The sequence below is a fragment of the Pseudonocardia benzenivorans CB1190 genome (genome assembly GCF_000196675.2).
GTDB classification, from domain to species: Bacteria; Actinomycetota; Actinomycetes; order Mycobacteriales; family Pseudonocardiaceae; genus Pseudonocardia; species Pseudonocardia benzenivorans.
This window is the reverse complement of sequence record NC_015312.1, coordinates 4,680,984-4,695,983: the sequence shown is the minus strand read 5'-3', so window position 1 is coordinate 4,695,983 and position 15,000 is coordinate 4,680,984. Positions and strand designations below refer to the sequence as shown.

At 72.7% G+C, this 15,000-nt stretch carries 17 protein-coding genes; 13 read left to right on the top strand and 4 right to left on the bottom strand.

All coding sequences use genetic code 11. The features are described 5' to 3' along the window. Window positions 1–52 precede the first annotated feature (52 nt). The 7 genes from PSED_RS21950 to PSED_RS21920 are packed head-to-tail and all read left to right on the top strand — an operon-like array spanning window position 53 to window position 5,410. Entirely contained in the window at window positions 53–583 is a 531-nt protein-coding gene (locus tag PSED_RS21950) for a L,D-transpeptidase (RefSeq protein ID WP_013676436.1), read from the top strand. Further along, on the top strand, window positions 580–1,284 hold the full coding sequence (locus tag PSED_RS21945; protein WP_013676435.1) for a DsbA family protein: 705 nt from the start codon (window positions 580–582) through the stop codon (window positions 1,282–1,284). The genes PSED_RS21950 and PSED_RS21945 overlap by 4 nt, the downstream gene beginning before the upstream one ends. After that, a complete protein-coding gene (locus tag PSED_RS21940) occupies window positions 1,284–1,907 on the top strand; it encodes a vitamin K epoxide reductase family protein (protein WP_013676434.1) in 624 nt (207 codons plus the stop codon). Before PSED_RS21945 ends, PSED_RS21940 begins: the two co-directional genes overlap by 1 nt. Window positions 1,908–1,915: 8 nt before the next feature. After that, window positions 1,916–2,521, top strand: coding sequence for a TlpA disulfide reductase family protein (locus tag PSED_RS21935; protein WP_013676433.1), 606 nt, complete (start codon window positions 1,916–1,918; stop codon window positions 2,519–2,521). After that, window positions 2,521–4,806 (top strand): heavy metal translocating P-type ATPase, encoded by a 2,286-nt coding sequence (locus PSED_RS21930; protein ID WP_013676432.1) that lies wholly within the window; start codon window positions 2,521–2,523, stop codon window positions 4,804–4,806. The genes PSED_RS21935 and PSED_RS21930 overlap by 1 nt, the downstream gene beginning before the upstream one ends. Further along, window positions 4,803–5,000, top strand: coding sequence for a hypothetical protein (locus PSED_RS21925; RefSeq protein WP_013676431.1), 198 nt, complete (start codon window positions 4,803–4,805; stop codon window positions 4,998–5,000). Before PSED_RS21930 ends, PSED_RS21925 begins: the two co-directional genes overlap by 4 nt. Next, window positions 4,997–5,410 (top strand): hypothetical protein, encoded by a 414-nt coding sequence (locus tag PSED_RS21920; RefSeq protein WP_013676430.1) that lies wholly within the window; start codon window positions 4,997–4,999, stop codon window positions 5,408–5,410. The genes PSED_RS21925 and PSED_RS21920 overlap by 4 nt, the downstream gene beginning before the upstream one ends. A 167-nt stretch (window positions 5,411–5,577) precedes the next feature. Here the strand turns inward: PSED_RS21920 and PSED_RS21915 are convergent, their stop codons facing one another. Further along, on the bottom strand, window positions 5,578–5,889 hold the full coding sequence (locus PSED_RS21915) for a hypothetical protein (protein ID WP_013676429.1): 312 nt from the start codon (window positions 5,887–5,889) through the stop codon (window positions 5,578–5,580). Window positions 5,890–6,224: 335 nt separating this feature from the next. On the opposite strand from PSED_RS21915, the gene PSED_RS21910 reads away from it, so the two are divergent. After that, the gene (locus PSED_RS21910; protein WP_013676428.1) at window positions 6,225–7,553 is read left to right on the top strand and encodes an MFS transporter; all 1,329 of its coding nucleotides are present in this window, start codon (window positions 6,225–6,227) and stop codon (window positions 7,551–7,553) included. Window positions 7,554–7,631: 78 nt separating this feature from the next. Continuing rightward, window positions 7,632–8,294 carry a class I SAM-dependent methyltransferase gene (locus PSED_RS21905; RefSeq protein ID WP_013676427.1) on the top strand — a complete coding sequence of 221 codons (663 nt, stop codon included), beginning with the start codon at window positions 7,632–7,634 and terminating at the stop codon, window positions 8,292–8,294. A 6-nt stretch (window positions 8,295–8,300) separates the two neighbouring features. Here PSED_RS21905 and PSED_RS21900 read toward each other — a convergent pair whose 3' ends face one another. Further along, window positions 8,301–8,966, bottom strand: coding sequence for an ArsR/SmtB family transcription factor (locus PSED_RS21900; RefSeq protein WP_013676426.1), 666 nt, complete (start codon window positions 8,964–8,966; stop codon window positions 8,301–8,303). Window positions 8,967–9,039: 73 nt separating this feature from the next. On the opposite strand from PSED_RS21900, the gene PSED_RS21895 reads away from it, so the two are divergent. Genes PSED_RS21895 through PSED_RS21885 form a run of 3 tightly spaced genes read left to right on the top strand, consistent with a single transcriptional unit; the run spans window position 9,040 to window position 12,544 of the window. After that, window positions 9,040–10,437 (top strand): MBL fold metallo-hydrolase, encoded by a 1,398-nt coding sequence (locus tag PSED_RS21895; protein WP_013676425.1) that lies wholly within the window; start codon window positions 9,040–9,042, stop codon window positions 10,435–10,437. Then, window positions 10,434–11,732 (top strand): MFS transporter, encoded by a 1,299-nt coding sequence (locus tag PSED_RS21890; RefSeq protein WP_013676424.1) that lies wholly within the window; start codon window positions 10,434–10,436, stop codon window positions 11,730–11,732. Before PSED_RS21895 ends, PSED_RS21890 begins: the two co-directional genes overlap by 4 nt. 8 nt (window positions 11,733–11,740) lie before the next feature. Further along, entirely contained in the window at window positions 11,741–12,544 is an 804-nt protein-coding gene (locus PSED_RS21885) for a phosphorylase family protein (protein ID WP_013676423.1), read from the top strand. A gap of 9 nt (window positions 12,545–12,553) precedes the next feature. Here PSED_RS21885 and PSED_RS21880 read toward each other — a convergent pair whose 3' ends face one another. Further along, a complete protein-coding gene (locus PSED_RS21880) occupies window positions 12,554–13,591 on the bottom strand; it encodes a phosphotransferase (RefSeq protein WP_041759951.1) in 1,038 nt (345 codons plus the stop codon). A gap of 40 nt (window positions 13,592–13,631) precedes the next feature. On the opposite strand from PSED_RS21880, the gene PSED_RS21875 reads away from it, so the two are divergent. Further along, window positions 13,632–14,369 (top strand): MerR family transcriptional regulator, encoded by a 738-nt coding sequence (locus tag PSED_RS21875; protein ID WP_049803472.1) that lies wholly within the window; start codon window positions 13,632–13,634, stop codon window positions 14,367–14,369. Between the two features lie 4 nt (window positions 14,370–14,373). Here PSED_RS21875 and PSED_RS21870 read toward each other — a convergent pair whose 3' ends face one another. Then, the gene (locus tag PSED_RS21870) at window positions 14,374–14,904 is read right to left on the bottom strand and encodes a DoxX family protein (RefSeq protein WP_049803471.1); all 531 of its coding nucleotides are present in this window, start codon (window positions 14,902–14,904) and stop codon (window positions 14,374–14,376) included. Window positions 14,905–15,000 lie beyond the last annotated feature (96 nt).

Genomic DNA, 15,000 nt, shown 5'->3' with positions numbered 1-15,000 from the left:
CGGCCGTGATGTGCCGATCGGCGCACTCCCATGACATGAATCGAGCCCCACCATGGCCGACCACCACTGGTCCTCGCGTAACTCCGACCCGTCCCCGCGTCGTCGTCGCGCCCCGTTCGTCGTGGCCGCCTCGGTCGCGCTCCTCGCCGGTCTCGCCGGCGTCGCCGTCGCCGGGGTCCCGTCGGGTCGCACGCCCTACGTCCCCCCGGCCGGGGGCACGCCCGCGGGCGTCGTCGCAGGTACCCCGTGCACGACGTCGGCCCGCGCCTGCGTCGACCTGACGACGCACAACGCCTGGCTGATCCGCGACGGCGTCGTCACCCGTGCGGTGACCTTCGTCGACGGCGATGTCGCCACCCCGACGCCCACCGGCACCTTCAAGGTCGAGTGGAAGGCCGAGAAGTACACGAGCCGCGAGTACGGGTCCCCGATGCCCTACTCGGTCTTCTTCGCCCCCGGTGGCATCGCCTTCCATCAGGGCGGGCAGAAGACCCCGTCGGCCGGCTGCGTGAAGCTGACGATGGCCGACGCCAAGGCCTTCTTCGCCGACCTCCAGGTCGGGGACGAGGTGCAGGTCCGATGACGCGCAACGCGAAAGTGTCGGTCGGGATCGTCGTCGCCGTCGCGCTCGTCGCCGCCCTGGTGTGGGCGTTGCTGCCCGACCGTTCCCCGGCCGAGACCGTGACGGCGACGCAGGCCGCTCCACCCACGGCGACCGTCGACCGGGCGCAGGCCGCAGCCATTGCCGCGCGGCCCGACAGCAGGCGCCTGTCCGACGGCGGTGGGGGACGCGTCACGTTCGTCGAGTTCCTGGACTTCGAGTGCGAGGCCTGCGGTGCGCTGTTCCCCACCGTCGAGCAGCTGCGCCGGGACTACGGCGACCGGGTCACGTTCGTCGTCCGCTACTTCCCGCTGCCCAACCACACGAACGCCGAGCGCGCCGCCCGCGCCGTCGAGGCCGCCGCCCAGCAGGGCCGGTTCGAGCAGATGTACACCGTCATGTTCGAGCGGCAGACGGAGTGGGGCGAGCAGCAGGAACCCAAGGACGACGTCTTCCGCGGCTACGCCGCGGAGCTCGGCCTGGACATGCCCGCCTGGGACCGCGCCTACGCCGCGCCGACGACCCTGGACCGGGTGCGGGCCGACGTCGCGGACGGGACGACGCTCGGGGTCGCGGGCACACCGTCCTTCTTCCTCGACGGCAACCGCCTGCGCCCGCAGACGGTGCAGGACCTGCGATCGGCGATCGACGCCGCGCTCGCCGGCGGGGGAGCGGCGTCGTGATGCTCCGGGTGGAGCCCGGGGAAGGCAGGTCGGCCGCCCACCAGCCCGCCGACCTGTTCCCCCGGCTGCTCCCGGCCGTGCTCCTGATCGGCGGCGCGATCGGGCTCGTCGCATCGATCGTGCTCACCGTCGAACGGACCAGGGCGGTCTCCGACGCAGACTACGTTCCGAGCTGCGACCTCGGGGCCGTCGTGAGCTGCGGGTCGGTGATGCGGTCCGCACAGGCGTCGATGTTCGGCTTCCCCAACTCGATGATCGGGATCGCCGGGTTCGCCATCGTCCTGACGACGGGGGCCGTCCTGGCCGCCGGCGCGCGGCCACGGCCGTGGTTCTGGATGGGGCTGCAGGCCGGGGCGGGCTTCGGGGCTGCGTTCGTACACGTCCTGATCTTCGTCACGCTCTACCGGATCGGCGCCGTCTGCCCGTACTGCATGGTCGTGTGGGTCGTGACCATGACGATCTTCTGGTACGTGACGCTGCGGAACCTGCACCACTCCTGGTCGCGCCCCGGCGGTAGCAACGTCGTCGCGGTCCTGATCCGCTACCACTCCGTACCGGTCGTGCTGTGGGTCGTCACGGTCGCCGTCCTGGTCGTCACACGGTTCTGGGCGCAGCTGCGGTGAGGCGCCTCGTGCTGCTCGCATCCGCCCTGGTGGCCGCGCTGGTGACGGGCGGGTGTTCGTTCACGCCACCGCGCGACGGCGCGGCCGCGCCACCGTCGGAATTCACGTTCGTCGCCCCCGGTGGCAGGACGCGCCTGACCTACGACCCGCCCGAGACGAGAGGAACCGTCCGCGGACTTGCAGGCGAGGACCTCGCCGACGCGAGCCGGCGCCTCGCCCTCGACGACTTCGCCGGCCGGGTCGTCGTGCTCAACATCTGGGGCTCCTGGTGCGGGCCGTGCCGCGACGAGGTGCCCGACCTGCAGGAGGTGTACCGGTCGACCCGTGACGACGGCGTTACCGTCCTCGGGGTCGCCGTGCGCGACGACCGCGACGCCGCCCGCGACTTCCTGCGCAGCCGCGACGTCGAGTACCCGTCGATCTTCGACCCGCCTGCACGGAGCCTGGCCGCGCTGCGCGGGTTCCCGCCCAACGTCGTGCCGTCGACGCTCGTCCTCGACCGCGGGCACCGCGTCGCGGCCGTCTTCCTCGGCACCGTCCGCATCAGCGAGCTCCTGCCGGTGGTCGAGCGGATCGCCGCCGAGCCTGCACCCATCCCGACAGGAGGCCCTTGATGACTGCGGCGCTCGACACCGGCCGAGCCGACCGCCGGACGTACACGGTCCAGATCGGCGGAATGACCTGCGCCGCCTGCGCCGACCGGGTCGCCCGAACCCTCGGGCGGATCGACGGCGTCGCCGCGACGGTCAACTACGCCACGGAACGCGCCAGCGTGGTCTGCCCACCGGACACCGACCCCCGCTCGCTGATCGAGGCGGTCGAACGCGCCGGCTACCAGGCCAGGCGCGTCGACCACCTGCCCGACGCCGCGGCCGACGCGGACGGTGACAGCGAGCGGGCCGTCCGCGACCTGCGCCGCCGGCTGATGGTCGCGGCCGTGCTCGCGGTACCGCTGGCCGACCTCTCGCTGGCCCTGTCGCTGTTCCCCGAACTGCGGTTCCCGGGCTGGACCTGGGTCTGCCTCCTACTCGCCACACCGTTGGTCGGCTGGTGCGCCTGGCCCTTCCACCGTGCCGCGTGGCGCGGGCTGGCGCATCGCACCTCGACGATGGACACCCTCGTCTCCCTCGGCGTGATCACGGCGACGGGCTGGTCGCTGGCGATGATGGTCCGCGACGGTCCCGTCGAGCCGGGGCTCGGCGCGGGCTGGTCGGTCCTCACCCGGTCCGATGGCGCGCTCTACCTCGACGTCGTCGCCGTCGTGGTCACGTTCTTGCTGGCCGGGCGCTATTTCGAGGCACGGTCGAAGCGTCGGGCCGCCTCGACGATGCGGACCCTGCTCGCCGCCGACGTCCGTGACGTCGAGGTGGTGCGCGGCGACGTCGTCGAGCGCATGCCTCCCGAGCGGCTCGTGGTCGGGGACGTCGTCGTCGTGCGGCCGGGCCAGGCGATCCCGGCCGACGGCGAGGTGCTGTCCGGGACGGCGTCGGTCGACACGAGCGTCGTCACCGGTGAGTCGACCCCGCGCGATGTGGAACCCGGCGCCGCCGTCGTGGGTGGCACCCGCAACCTCGACGGGCTGCTGCACGTGCGGGCCACCCGCGTCGGTGCCGACGGTCGGCTGGCGAGGATGGCCCGCCTCGTCGAACGTGCGCAGGAGGACAAGGCGCGCGTCCAGCGGCTGGCCGACCGGGTGTGCGCGGTGTTCGTGCCGACGATCCTGCTGGTCGCAGTGGCGACCACCGTCGGATGGCTCGTGCTCGACGGCTCCGCCGCCGCGGCCGTCACCGCCGGGATCGCGGTGCTGATCGTGGCCTGTCCGTGCGCGCTCGGGCTGGCCACGCCGATGGCGGTCCTGACCAGCACCGGCCGCGGCGCGGAGCTGGGGCTGTTCATCAAGGGCGCCCGCGCCCTCGAGTCCACGCGCGCCGTCGACACCGTCCTGTTCGACAAGACCGGCACCCTCACCGAGGGCCGGATGCACGTCTCGGCGGTCGTCCCGGTCGACGGTGTCCCGGCCGAAGAGCTGCTGCGACTGGCCGCCTCCGTCGAGCAGGGTTCGGAGCACCCGATCGGCGCCGGGATCGTCGCCGCGGCGAGCAGCACGGCCGATGTCGACGACTTCACCGCGCTCCCGGGTCGCGGCGTCACCGGGACCGTCGACGGGCGATGCGTCGCGGTAGGAACGGCGAGGATGCTCGCCGACACCGCGGTCGAGCTGCCCGCCGAGCTCGTGCGACGCGGCGCAGCGCTCGAGGCGACCTGCGCCACCGTCGTCGGGGTGGTGGCCGACGACCGGCTGCTGGGGCTCGTCGCGCTCACCGACGAGCCGCGGCCCAGCGCGCCGACCGCCATCTCCACCCTGCGCGCGATCGGTCTCGTCCCGCGCATGTTGACCGGCGACAACCTGCGGACCGCTGTGGCCGTGGCCGCTCGGGTCGGGCTCGACCCGGCCACCGAGGTCACGGCCGACGCCTCGCCCGAGGACAAGGTCGCCGCGGTCCGCGCGCTGCAGGCCGCCGGCCACACCGTCGCCCTCGTCGGGGACGGCATCAACGACGCCGCCGCCCTCGCGGCCGCGGATCTCGGGATCGCCGTCGGGCGGGGGACCGACGCTGCGATCGACGCTGCGGACATCGTCCTCGGCCGCGACGACCTGACCGCGGTGGCCGCGGCGGTCGAGCTCGCCCGCCGCACGCATCGCACCATCCGCTGGAACCTGGTGTGGGCCTTCGGCTACAACGCCGCCGCCGTGCCGCTGGCGGCCGTGGGGCTGCTGACCCCGCTCGTCGCGGGCGCGGCGATGGTGCTCTCGTCGGTCTTCGTCGTGTCCCACAGCCTTGCGCTGCAGCGGTTCCGGCCACCGAGGGCGCGCCCGGCGACGGAGGCTGTCGGATGACCGTCGCGTTGGGGCTCGTCGTCTTCCTCGGCATCCCGCTGCTGGTGTGTGCCCTGATCGTCGCGACCGTCGTCTGGTTCGGACGCCGTCGGCACCGGAGAGCAGGTACCCGGCCGCCGCGTGACCACGAGGAGCTGACCGAACCGATCCTCGGTCGCCCTGACCCCGAACCGCATGGTCGGGACCGGGCGTGACGGGGAGATTGCGGCCGGCCTCGCGCGCCGCGCTCGCGACCCTCGTCGCGGTGTCGGTGGTCAGCGGCTGCGGCGCCGAACCAGCCGGCCCGCCGCAGGAAGAGGCAAGGTCCCCGCTCGGGAGGACCGCGGCGGAGAGCCTCACTGTGCGGGTCGAGTTGGCGACCCGTGACCCCGCGATCGCCGAGGTCCGGCGGGAGACCGTTCTGCTCGGGTCCGACGTCGAGGTCGTCGCGGCACCGGGTCCGCCGGGCCGGATGCACGTCCGTGGCTTCGAGACGACCTCCACGCCGCTGGAGCCCGGGGTGCTGCGCTTCCGGGCCGACACCGCGGGGGCTCTCGTCGTCGAGGACGAGGAGACCGGGCTCGCTCTCCTGCTCATCGAGGTCGTGCCGCCCGTGGACGGCTGACGGCTGCGGAGCCGCACACACACGAGTGTGCGCCCGGGCAGGCCCAGCCCGGGCGCACACTGTGTCGGACGACCGCTTCCGGTCGGTGCCGAGCTCCCCACGAGCTCCGCGCCGTCGGCGGCCTCGGGTCCGGACGCCCCCACGGCACCCGGCCCGGCTCGTTGCGGTCAGTTGTTGTAGCTGTTGTGGTCGTACTGGTTGTCGTGGCAGCCGTACTTGTCGTTCTTGTCGTCCCACTTGTTGTAGTCGTCGTTCCACTTGTCGTCGTTGTCGTAGTGGTCGTTCTTGGAGTCGTGGCAGCCGTACTTGTCGTTGTCCCAGTTGTTGTCGTTCCACTTGTCGTGGTCGTTGTTCTTGTCGTGCTTGCCGCCGTAGCCGCCCCACTTGTCGTTGTCGTGGTGCTTGCCGCCGTAGCCGCCGTCGTTCCACTTGTCGTTGTCGTGGTCGCGGTTCTTGGAGGGGCAGGTGCTCTTGAACATTGGAGGGGCTCCGTTTTCGGGTCGTTTCGGGTTGTGTGGCTCCTGTCGGCGCTTCCGGTGTTTCGGTCGCTCCGTCGTGTGAGGAATATTTTGCCCGTTTCGTGTGCTGGTGGGCATGGGTTGTTCCCCCGGCTTGGTCGGGGTGGGCACCCGAGCTCGGGTGGGGAGAACCCCCGCCGGGCAGGTGTGCGCTTCGTGGGCGACAGCGCCGTGGCGGCAGTTGCCCCGATCCGTCGACTGCAATTCGAGTGCAATAGCGTGATTGTCGCATTCGAATTCGTGTTCTATCGTCTCGAACCGTCCGGCCGGGAGACGAGAAAGTCGATACGAGAAGAATGCGCGCGCTGCTTCGAAATCGGGTCTATCGGCGGCTGTTCGTCGCGCAGGTCGTCGCCCTCGTCGGCACCGGGCTCGCGACGGTCGCGATCGGGCTGCTCGCCTACGACCTCGCGGGGCCCCGCGCGGGAGAGGTGCTCGGCACCGCGCTCACCATCAAGATGGTGGCCTACGTCTGTGTGTCGCCGCTGGTCGGCGCGTACGCCGACCGCGTCCCGCGACGCGTGCTCATGGTCGGGGCCGACCTGGTCCGCGTCGCGGTCGTGTTGATGCTGCCCCTGGTGGACGCGGCCTGGCAGGTGTACGCGCTGATCGCGGTGCTGCAGGCCGCATCCGCGACGTTCACCCCGACCTTCCAGTCCGTCCTGCCCGACATCCTCCCGGACGAGGGCGACTACACGACCGCATTGTCGGCGTCGCAGGTCGCGTCGTCGCTGGAGAACATCGTCAGTCCGCTCCTGGCCGCCGCGCTGCTGCTCGTCGTCGAGTTCAGTTCTCTCTTCCTCGGAACAGCGCTCGGTTTCGTCGCGTCGGCGCTGCTCGTCGTCGGGGCTCGTGTTCCCGCCGCCCGGCGCAGCGAACGGGTGCGCCTCGGCGACCGGGTGTCCGCGGGTCTGCGCGTGTTCGCCGCGACGCCGCGGCTGCGCGCGGTGCTCGCGCTCGACATGGTGGTCGCGGCGTCCGGCGCGATCACGATCGTGAGCACGGTCAACGTCGTGCGAGACCTCCTCGGGGCGGCCGAGGCGCGGGTTCCGCTGCTGCTCGCCGTCTCCGGCGCGGGAACGGTGGCCGCGGCGTTCTGCGCCCCGTTGCTCCTGCGGTGGGGGACCGAACGGCGTGTCCTGCTCCTCGGAGCGCTGACCACCACGGTCGCGGTCGCCGGTGCGGTCACGATGTCGCGGTTCCCGTCCTGGCCGGCGGCCGTCGGCGTGTGGGCCCTCATCGGTTTCGGCGGCGGACTGGTCATGCTCCCGATCGGGCGGGTCGTGCGGTCGTCGGCCTCGGAGGAGGACCGGCCCGCGGTCTTCGCCGCGCAGTTCTCGCTGTCCCACGCCTGCTGGCTCGTCGCCTATCCGCTGGCAGGGTGGGTCGGGGCGGCAGCGGGGTTCACCGTCGCGTGGACGGTCCTCTCGGCGCTCGTGATCGTCGCGGCGGTGGTGGCCGTACGGTTGTGGCCGACGGGTCTGTCGCCGGTCGTGCGTCACCGCCACGACGCCGAGCCGGCACACGACCACTCCGCGCACCCCGAGTGGGACGGCACCTCGTGGGTGCACACCCACCACGTCGTCATCGACGCCCACCACCGGCGCTGGCCCCAGCCGGCGTAAGCCGCGCGGCGCGAACGTCGGGGTCCCTGGTAGACCGTCGGGGCGCGGTCGTCGAGGTCGCGGGAGACGGAGGACGCGGTGGGTGACGACGGAGGTGTCGAGTCCACCGACCGGGCGCGGCGGTTCTTCAGTCGCTTCTACGCGTCGATGAGCGCCCGGATGGACGACGAGGGCATGGGCGAGCTCCGGGCCGAGCTCTTGGGTCCGCTGTCCGGGGCGGTGGTCGAGATCGGCGCCGGGAACGGACGTAACTTCGCGCGCTACCCCGCTGCGGTCGAGGCGGTGACGGCTGTCGAGCCCGAGCCTCGTCTGCGTCGGCTGGCCACGGACGCGGCGGTCACGTCCGCGGTCACAGTCACCGTCGTACCGGGGGTCGCCGAGCGGCTGCCGCTGCCGGACGGCTGTGCCGACGCCGTGGTGCTCTGCCTGGTGATGTGCTCCCTGCCGGATCGTGCTGCAGCACTCGCCGAGGTCCGGCGCGTGCTGCGGCCCGGTGGAGTCGCGCGGTTCCTGCAACACACGATCGCGGAGACCCCCGGCCTGCGCGCGGTGCAACGGCTCGCCGACGCGACCGTCTGGCCGCTGCTGACGGGTGGCTGCCACACCGCCACCGACCCGGTCGACCTGCTGCGAGAGGCCGGGTTCGCGATCGAGGAGTGCCGGCGGCTGCGGTTCCCGGACGCCCGGTTCACCCAGCCCTCGACACCCCACGTCCTGGGAACGGCGAGGGCGCCGGCCTGACGTGGCTCAGCGATCGTGGACGTCGACCGGATGGCCCGCGAGCTGCCACTCCAGGAAGCCGTCGACGAGCCGGACCGCCCGTCGTCCGCGCGCGGCGAGCAAGCGCACGGCGTCGTGGGAGAACACGCACAGCGCACCCCGGCAGTACGCGACGACCTCCTGGTCGGCCGGGATCTCCTCGAGACGGCCGGCGAGCTCGTCGAGCGGGATCGACACCGCTCCCGGGATGTGCGCGGCCGCGTACTCCGGGGCCGGGCGCACATCGAGCACGATCGCCGTGCCCGCGGAGACACGGCGGAGCAGTTCGGCGCGGTCGATCTCCTCGGTGTCCTCGGGCCCGAGGTAGGCCGCGGCCGCCGGGCGCACGTCGGCGACGCGTCGGGCGGCGACCTCACGTAGCGCCAGCCAGAGCGCGGCGACGTCGTCACCGGCGAGGGCGTACTCGATCGTCGTGCCGTGGCGGGTCGTGGTGACGAGTCCCGCGCGCTTGAGGGCCTGCAGATGAGACGAGGCGGTGGTGAGCTCGAGCCGGGCCACGGCCGCGAGGTCGGCGACGCTGCGGGGGCCCTGGGCGAGCAGGTCCAGCAGTTCCAGGCGTTTCCCGCTGCCGAGCGCCTTACCCACCCGGGCGAGCTGCTCGAACAGTTCGGTCTTCGCGGCGCCGTCACCCATGCATCCTCCAAAAATCTATGGAATACCGTAGCATCAGCGCCCGGTCGTGGGGTCGCGCGTGAGGAGGCCACAGGTGGAGTCAGCGGTCCAGGTCCATGCCATCGTCGACGAGGGTCTGGGCAACTCCTGTTACCTGCTCGACCTCGGCGACGGGTCCGCGCTCGTCGTCGACCCACCGCGCGACCTACGAGCCGTGCTCGCCCGCGCACGCGACGAGAACCTGCGCATCCGTTTCGCCGCAGACACCCACCTGCACGCCGACTTCCTCTCCGGCGCCGTCCAGCTCGCCCACGACCAGGGGGCGACGGTGCTGGCGTCCGCGGCCGGCCGACGCGCCTTCGCCCATCGCGGCCTGCGCGACGGTGACCAGGTCGAGCTCGGTGGCCTGACCGTGACGGCACTGGCCACCACCGGGCACACCGACGAGCACCTGTCGTTCCTGGTCTCCGACGCTGACCGCCCGGTGGGCGTGTTCACCGGCGGATCGCTCATCGTCGGGTCGGCCGCGCGGCCCGATCTGCTCGGCCCGGACCGCACCGACGAGCTCGCCCGCGCCCAGTACGCGTCGTTGCGCCGCCTCGCCGCACTGCCGGGACCGACCGCCGTGTGGCCGACCCACGGTGCGGGCTCGTTCTGCTCCGCGCCGCCCGGCGCCGAACGCACCTCCACGATCGCCCACGAGCTCGTCACCAACCCGTTGTTGGCCGCGCCTGACGAGCAGACGTTCGTCGACGCCCTGCTCGGTTCGTTGGGCAGTCATCCCGGTTACTTCCACCTGCTGGGCGAACGCAACCGGCAGGGCCCGGCGGTCCTCGACAGCAGCGCCACGGGCCCGCTCGCGCCGCTGCCGGCGTCGCTGGTCGCGGGCCTGCGGTCGTCGGGTGCGGTGGTCGTGGACGTGCGCCCGGTCGCCGCGTACGCGTCGGGGCACCTGCCGGGGTCGGTGTCGATCGCGCTGCGCGACCAGTTCGCGTCGTGGCTGGGGTGGGTGGTACCCGCCGGCGCCAAGATCGTCGTCGTGCGCGAGGGCGACCAGGACGTGGCCGACGTCGTGTGGAAGGCGCTCGAGATCGGTGTGGAGACGATCGTCGGCGAGCTCGACGGCGGGGTCGACGCCTGGGCCGCCGCGGGTCACCCGCTCGCCCGGACCCGACTCGTCGACGCGGCGGACGTCGACACCGCTGGTCACATCGTGGACGTGCGGCAGACGGTCGAGTACACGGCCGGGCACGTGCCCGCCGCGCAGCACGTGGAGCTCGGGTCGGTCGCCGCCCTCGTTGGCGACATGGCTCAGTCGGCGACCGTCGTGATGTGCGGGCACGGCGAGCGGGCGGCCACCGCGGCCAGCCTGCTCGAACGTGCCGGACAGCGCGACGTCGGCATCGTCGTCGGTGGCCCGTGGGACTGGGCGCAGGCCCACGGCCGTCCCCTCGCGACGGGTACGGACCGACCGACCGCAGCGGCGACGTGACCGGGCCCGACGGGACGCCCAAGGTGGCCACGGCCTCGGTTCGGCTCGGACTGCGGGAGAACGTCGTCCAGTTCTCGCTGCTGGCCGTGGTCAACCTGTTCGTGGGCGGGATGGTCGGCCTGGAACGGACCGTCACCCCGCTCGTCGGCGCCGAGGTGTTCGGCCTCGGCGACCTGACGATCGCGCTGTTCGTCGTGGCGTTCGGGCTGACCAAGGCCGTCACGAACCTGGTCGGGGGCGCCGTCGTCGGACGGTTCACCCGCAGGCGCGTGCTGGTCGTCGGCTGGCTCGTCGGGCTGCCGGTGCCGTTCATGCTGGCCTTCGCCACGAGCTGGTGGTGGGTGGTGGCAGCCAACGTCCTGCTCGGCGTCAACCAGGGGCTGACCTGGTCCATGACGGTCAACATGAAGATCGACCTCGTCGGCCCGTCGCGCCGGGGCCTCGCCCTGGGGATCAACGAGACCGCGGGCTACCTCGGCGTCGCGCTCACCGCGCTGGCCACCGGCTACCTCGCGACGTCCTACGGGCTGCAGCCCATTCCGGAGCTGCTCGGCGCCTGCTACGTCGTCGCCGGCCTGGCGCTCGCGGTGACCGTCGTGCGCGACACCGGGGCGCATGCGCGGCTCGAGGCCGCGCAGCACCGCCCGGCCGCCGCGTCGCAGGAGCCGTCGCCCGGACTGGCCCACATGTTCGCCCAGGTCAGCTGGCGTGACCGGAGCCTCGCCTCGATCAGCCAGGCCGGATTGGTCAACAACCTCAACGACGGGCTCACCTGGGTCCTGCTGCCCGTGCTGCTCGTGCGGTCCGGCGTCGCGCTCGACGGCGTGGGCATCATCAAGGCGCTCTACCCGTTCATGTGGGCCGTCGGCATGCTCGGCACCGGGCATCTCGCCGACCGGATCGGCCGCAAGGTCCCGGTCGTCGTCGGGATGGCCGTGCAGGCGGTGGGGCTCGTCGTCATCGTGGCCGGCCTCTCGCACGCGTTCGTCGCCGGACTCGTCGGCTCCTTCCTGCTCGGCATCGGAACCGCGCTGGTCTACCCGGCGCTGCTCGCCGCGATCAGCGACGCGGTGCACCCGACCGCCCGCGCCGCCGCGCTGGGCGGATACCGGTTCTGGCGCGACACCGGGTACGCGATCGGGGCGCTGGTCGGTGGGGTCACCGCGGCGCTCGCGTCGTTGCAGGCGGCGGTGCTCGTCGCCGCCGTGCTCACCGCCGCGTCCGGGCTGTGGAGTCTGGTGGCGATGCACGACCCGCACCGCGACCGGCGACGACCGACGTCGGACATGATCTGATCGACGACATGCACGCCGACCAGGAGCCGACGCTCCCGCTGCTCGACGGCAAGGACTACGCGCAGCCGACCGTGTTCGAGCCGGGCAACCTGCTCCGCGAGGCACGCCGCCAGCGCGGCTTGCCCGACGTGGCGGTGCCGGCGGTGTGCCTGCTCGACCCGGACGGGGACATCGCGCGCCACCTCGCCGCCGGCGCGGGCCGTCAGCACCCCGGCTGGGCGTGCTACCACACCGAGATGTGGACGACGGTCGTCGACGGGGTCGAGATCGGCGTCGTGGGGATGGCCGTCGGGGCGCCGTTCGCGGTGCTCGTGGCCGAGCAGCTCGCTGCGTCCGGCGCGGAGCTCGTGGTGAGCGTGACCTCGGCGGGCCAGCTCGCCCCGCTGCCCCGCACGCCCTGCTTCGTTCTGATCGACCGCGCGCTGCGCGACGAGGGAACGAGCACGCACTACCTGCCGCCCGCCATGTGGAGCCGGCTCGCCGAACCCCTGCGCAGAGGCCTCGCCGGAATGCGGGTGGCGGCCGCGCAGCCGGTCGTCACCGGCGCCGCGTGGACGACCGACGCCCCCTATCGGGAGACGGCCACCGCGATCGCGCGGGCCGAGGCCGCCGGTGCGGTGTGCGTCGAGATGGAGGCGGCCGCGCTCTACGCCTACGCCGAGGCGTCAGGTCGGGCCGTCGTCTGCCTCGCGCACGTCACCAACACGATGGCCACCGCCGGGGACGACTTCGAGAAGGGCCAGGACAACGGGGTGCACGACGCGCTCGCCGTCGTCCGGGCCGTCGTCGCCGCGCTGGCCGGAGGCGAATGACCGTCCTCCTCAGCGAGCGTCGACCGCAGTCGCCGTGATCCGTGCCAGGCGGGCCGCGATCGCCGGCCCGGACAGCAGCCACGGATGTCCTCGGTGCTCGTCGAGCGCGCCCGCTCGCGACCACGACGCGACCTGCACCAGGGCACGCAGGCAGACCAGCGCCGTGTGCCAGCGCAGAGACTGCGGCGAGACCGGCCCGGCCGCCCGTTCGTAGCGACGTCGGAACCGGTGTGCGAGCAATGCCCCGACCCCGCGCAGTGCGGCGCGGACCGGAGCCGCGGCGGTGATCGGCGGCTCGGCCAGCAGCAGGCTGGTGAACGCGACGTCGTAGGCCGCGGGGGCGAGCACCGCCGCCGACCAGTCGAGGACCGTGACGCGCCCATCGTCGGCCACCAGCACGTTGAACGGGTGCAGGTCGCCATGGCAGATGACGTCCGGCTCGGGCGCGGGCGGATGCGCACGCAACCACTGCGCAACGGCTACCAGGTCGGCTCGTCCACACGCCCGGGCCGACTCGGCCAACCCGGCCAGCAGCCCGGGGATGTCGACGACCGGCGTGCCGGCAGCCACCAGCCGCGCCCGCACAGGGGCCGTGTCGAGCCGGTGCAGCACCGCCATCGTCGAGGCCAGTACGTCGGGAAGCCGTCGCAGCAAGCGGGGGAGTGCCGCGACCGTCGTCGAGCCACCCAGACCGGCGAGCAGCGGGGCGCCGTCGGCCAGGTCCATCACCATGAAGGCGCGCCCCAGCCCGGCGTCGGGGCCGCCCGCGAGGCGGACCGCGGGTGTCGGGAAGCCCTGTGCGGCGACCGCGCCCTGAACGGCGGTCTCCTTCGCGGCCACGACGGGATCGGGCATCACCCGCACGACCAGCTCGGCGGGCCAGCCATCGGGCGCGTCGTCGACGCGGAACGCGAGCAGCTCTGCCCAGAATCCGCCGGTGAGCACGCGCGGGGGCGCGGCGAACGACAGATGCGGGTTCGCCGTGTGCTCGCGCAGCACGACGAGCACGTCGGCAGCGAGCCGATCGACCGCGACCGCGTCAATCACGGCATTCACTGTAACGGTAGATACCGTTACAGTCGACCGGGTGAGTTCCGATTCGCTGCCGCTCCAGAACGAGATGTCGGTCGACGAGCTGGCCCGGCGGGCGGGTGTGCCGGTGCGGACCATCCGTGAGTACCAGACGCTCGGGCTGCTGCCCGGGCCCCGGCGTCGAGGCCGGGTCGGGGTGTACGGGGCATCGCACCTGACACGTCTGCACCTGATCGCCCGCCTGCAACGACGCGGCTACTCGCTCGCCGGGATCGGTGACCTGATCGACTCGTGGCGCTCCGGCGCCGACATCGGCGAGGTGCTCGGGCTCGACCCCGACCAGCTCGTGCACGTCGACGAGCCGGGCGCGCCGGCCACGGCAGACCAGCTCGGACTGCTGCTGCCCGAGCTGGTGCCGGAGCGGATCACCGATCTCGTCGACGCCGGGGTCGTGGAGCCCTGCGAGCCGCACGGCTACTGCGTCCCCAGCCCGTCGCTGCTGCAGCTGTTGCGGAGCTGTCTCGACGCCGGCTACCCGCCCGAGCAGGCGCTGCGACTGGCGCGTGCGGTCACGGCCGGTGCGGACGCGGTCGCCGCCGTCGCGACCGCAATGCTGACCCGGGCACCGGCCGGGGTCGCCCGGGAGCAGGTCGTCGATCTCGCGCGCAGGGGACGTGGCCTGCTCGCGCACGCGACCGGCCGGATGACCGTCCACCGCATCGGACGACTGCTCGACGAGATGACCGGCGACGGGGACACCGCGCCTGTCCTGCGCCGGCGCGGCGAGGGTTAGCGACTCAGGTCGGCCAGCGGTTGTTCAGCCGTGGCGCCAGGCGACGGTCGAGACCGCCGACCCGGCCGGCGGGGACGATCGCGAGCAGAACCAGCGGGAACAGGTCCTCGGCCGGGTACTCCCACAGGTATCCGCCCGCCGGCCACAGCATGATCCAGATCGGTGCGATGAGCAGCAGCCCGCCGACCGCGGCGAGCCGGGTGAGCACCCCGAAGACCAGGCCCAGCCCCACCGCCAGCTCCGCGACGGTCAGGAACGTCCCGAAGAAGCCCCAGTGAGCGAGCACGACGTCACGGTAGAAAGCGCCGAGCGCGGGGATATGGGTCTTGGTCGTGGCGTCGTTCGCGATGAACTGCGCGGAGCCCTTCGTGATCAGGTTGAAGGAGAAGAAGCCCCAGTCGACCTGTCCGACGTTGGTGAGCTTCGCGAGCCCGTTGGACAGCCACACCAGGCCGGTGAAGATGCGCAGCGCGGTGAATGCGCGGGCCATCGTCGTCGTCGGCGCGGTGGCAACACGTTCGGTCTGGACGGTCATCGGCACGACCTGTCTTCGGCGGCGCAAGCGAACGGGTTCGAAGCCTAGGCACGCTGCCGCCGTCCCGCCCGACTTGCCGGCCGGGCGTTCCCGAAC

Excerpts from the sequence above, each read along its gene's own strand:
- PSED_RS21950 (WP_013676436.1), top strand. The coding sequence starts at position 53 with ATGGCCGACCACCACTGGTCCTCGCGTAACTCCGACCCGTCCCCGCGT.
- PSED_RS21945 (WP_013676435.1), top strand. The coding sequence starts at position 580 with ATGACGCGCAACGCGAAAGTGTCGGTCGGGATCGTCGTCGCCGTCGCG.
- PSED_RS21940 (WP_013676434.1), top strand. The coding sequence starts at position 1,284 with ATGCTCCGGGTGGAGCCCGGGGAAGGCAGGTCGGCCGCCCACCAGCCC.
- PSED_RS21930 (WP_013676432.1), top strand. The coding sequence starts at position 2,521 with ATGACTGCGGCGCTCGACACCGGCCGAGCCGACCGCCGGACGTACACG.
- PSED_RS21925 (WP_013676431.1), top strand. The coding sequence starts at position 4,803 with ATGACCGTCGCGTTGGGGCTCGTCGTCTTCCTCGGCATCCCGCTGCTG.
- PSED_RS21915 (WP_013676429.1), bottom strand. The coding sequence starts at position 5,889 with ATGTTCAAGAGCACCTGCCCCTCCAAGAACCGCGACCACGACAACGAC.
- PSED_RS21910 (WP_013676428.1), top strand. The coding sequence starts at position 6,225 with ATGCGCGCGCTGCTTCGAAATCGGGTCTATCGGCGGCTGTTCGTCGCG.
- PSED_RS21900 (WP_013676426.1), bottom strand. The coding sequence starts at position 8,966 with ATGGGTGACGGCGCCGCGAAGACCGAACTGTTCGAGCAGCTCGCCCGG.
- PSED_RS21885 (WP_013676423.1), top strand. The coding sequence starts at position 11,741 with ATGCACGCCGACCAGGAGCCGACGCTCCCGCTGCTCGACGGCAAGGAC.
- PSED_RS21870 (WP_049803471.1), bottom strand. The coding sequence starts at position 14,904 with ATGACCGTCCAGACCGAACGTGTTGCCACCGCGCCGACGACGACGATG.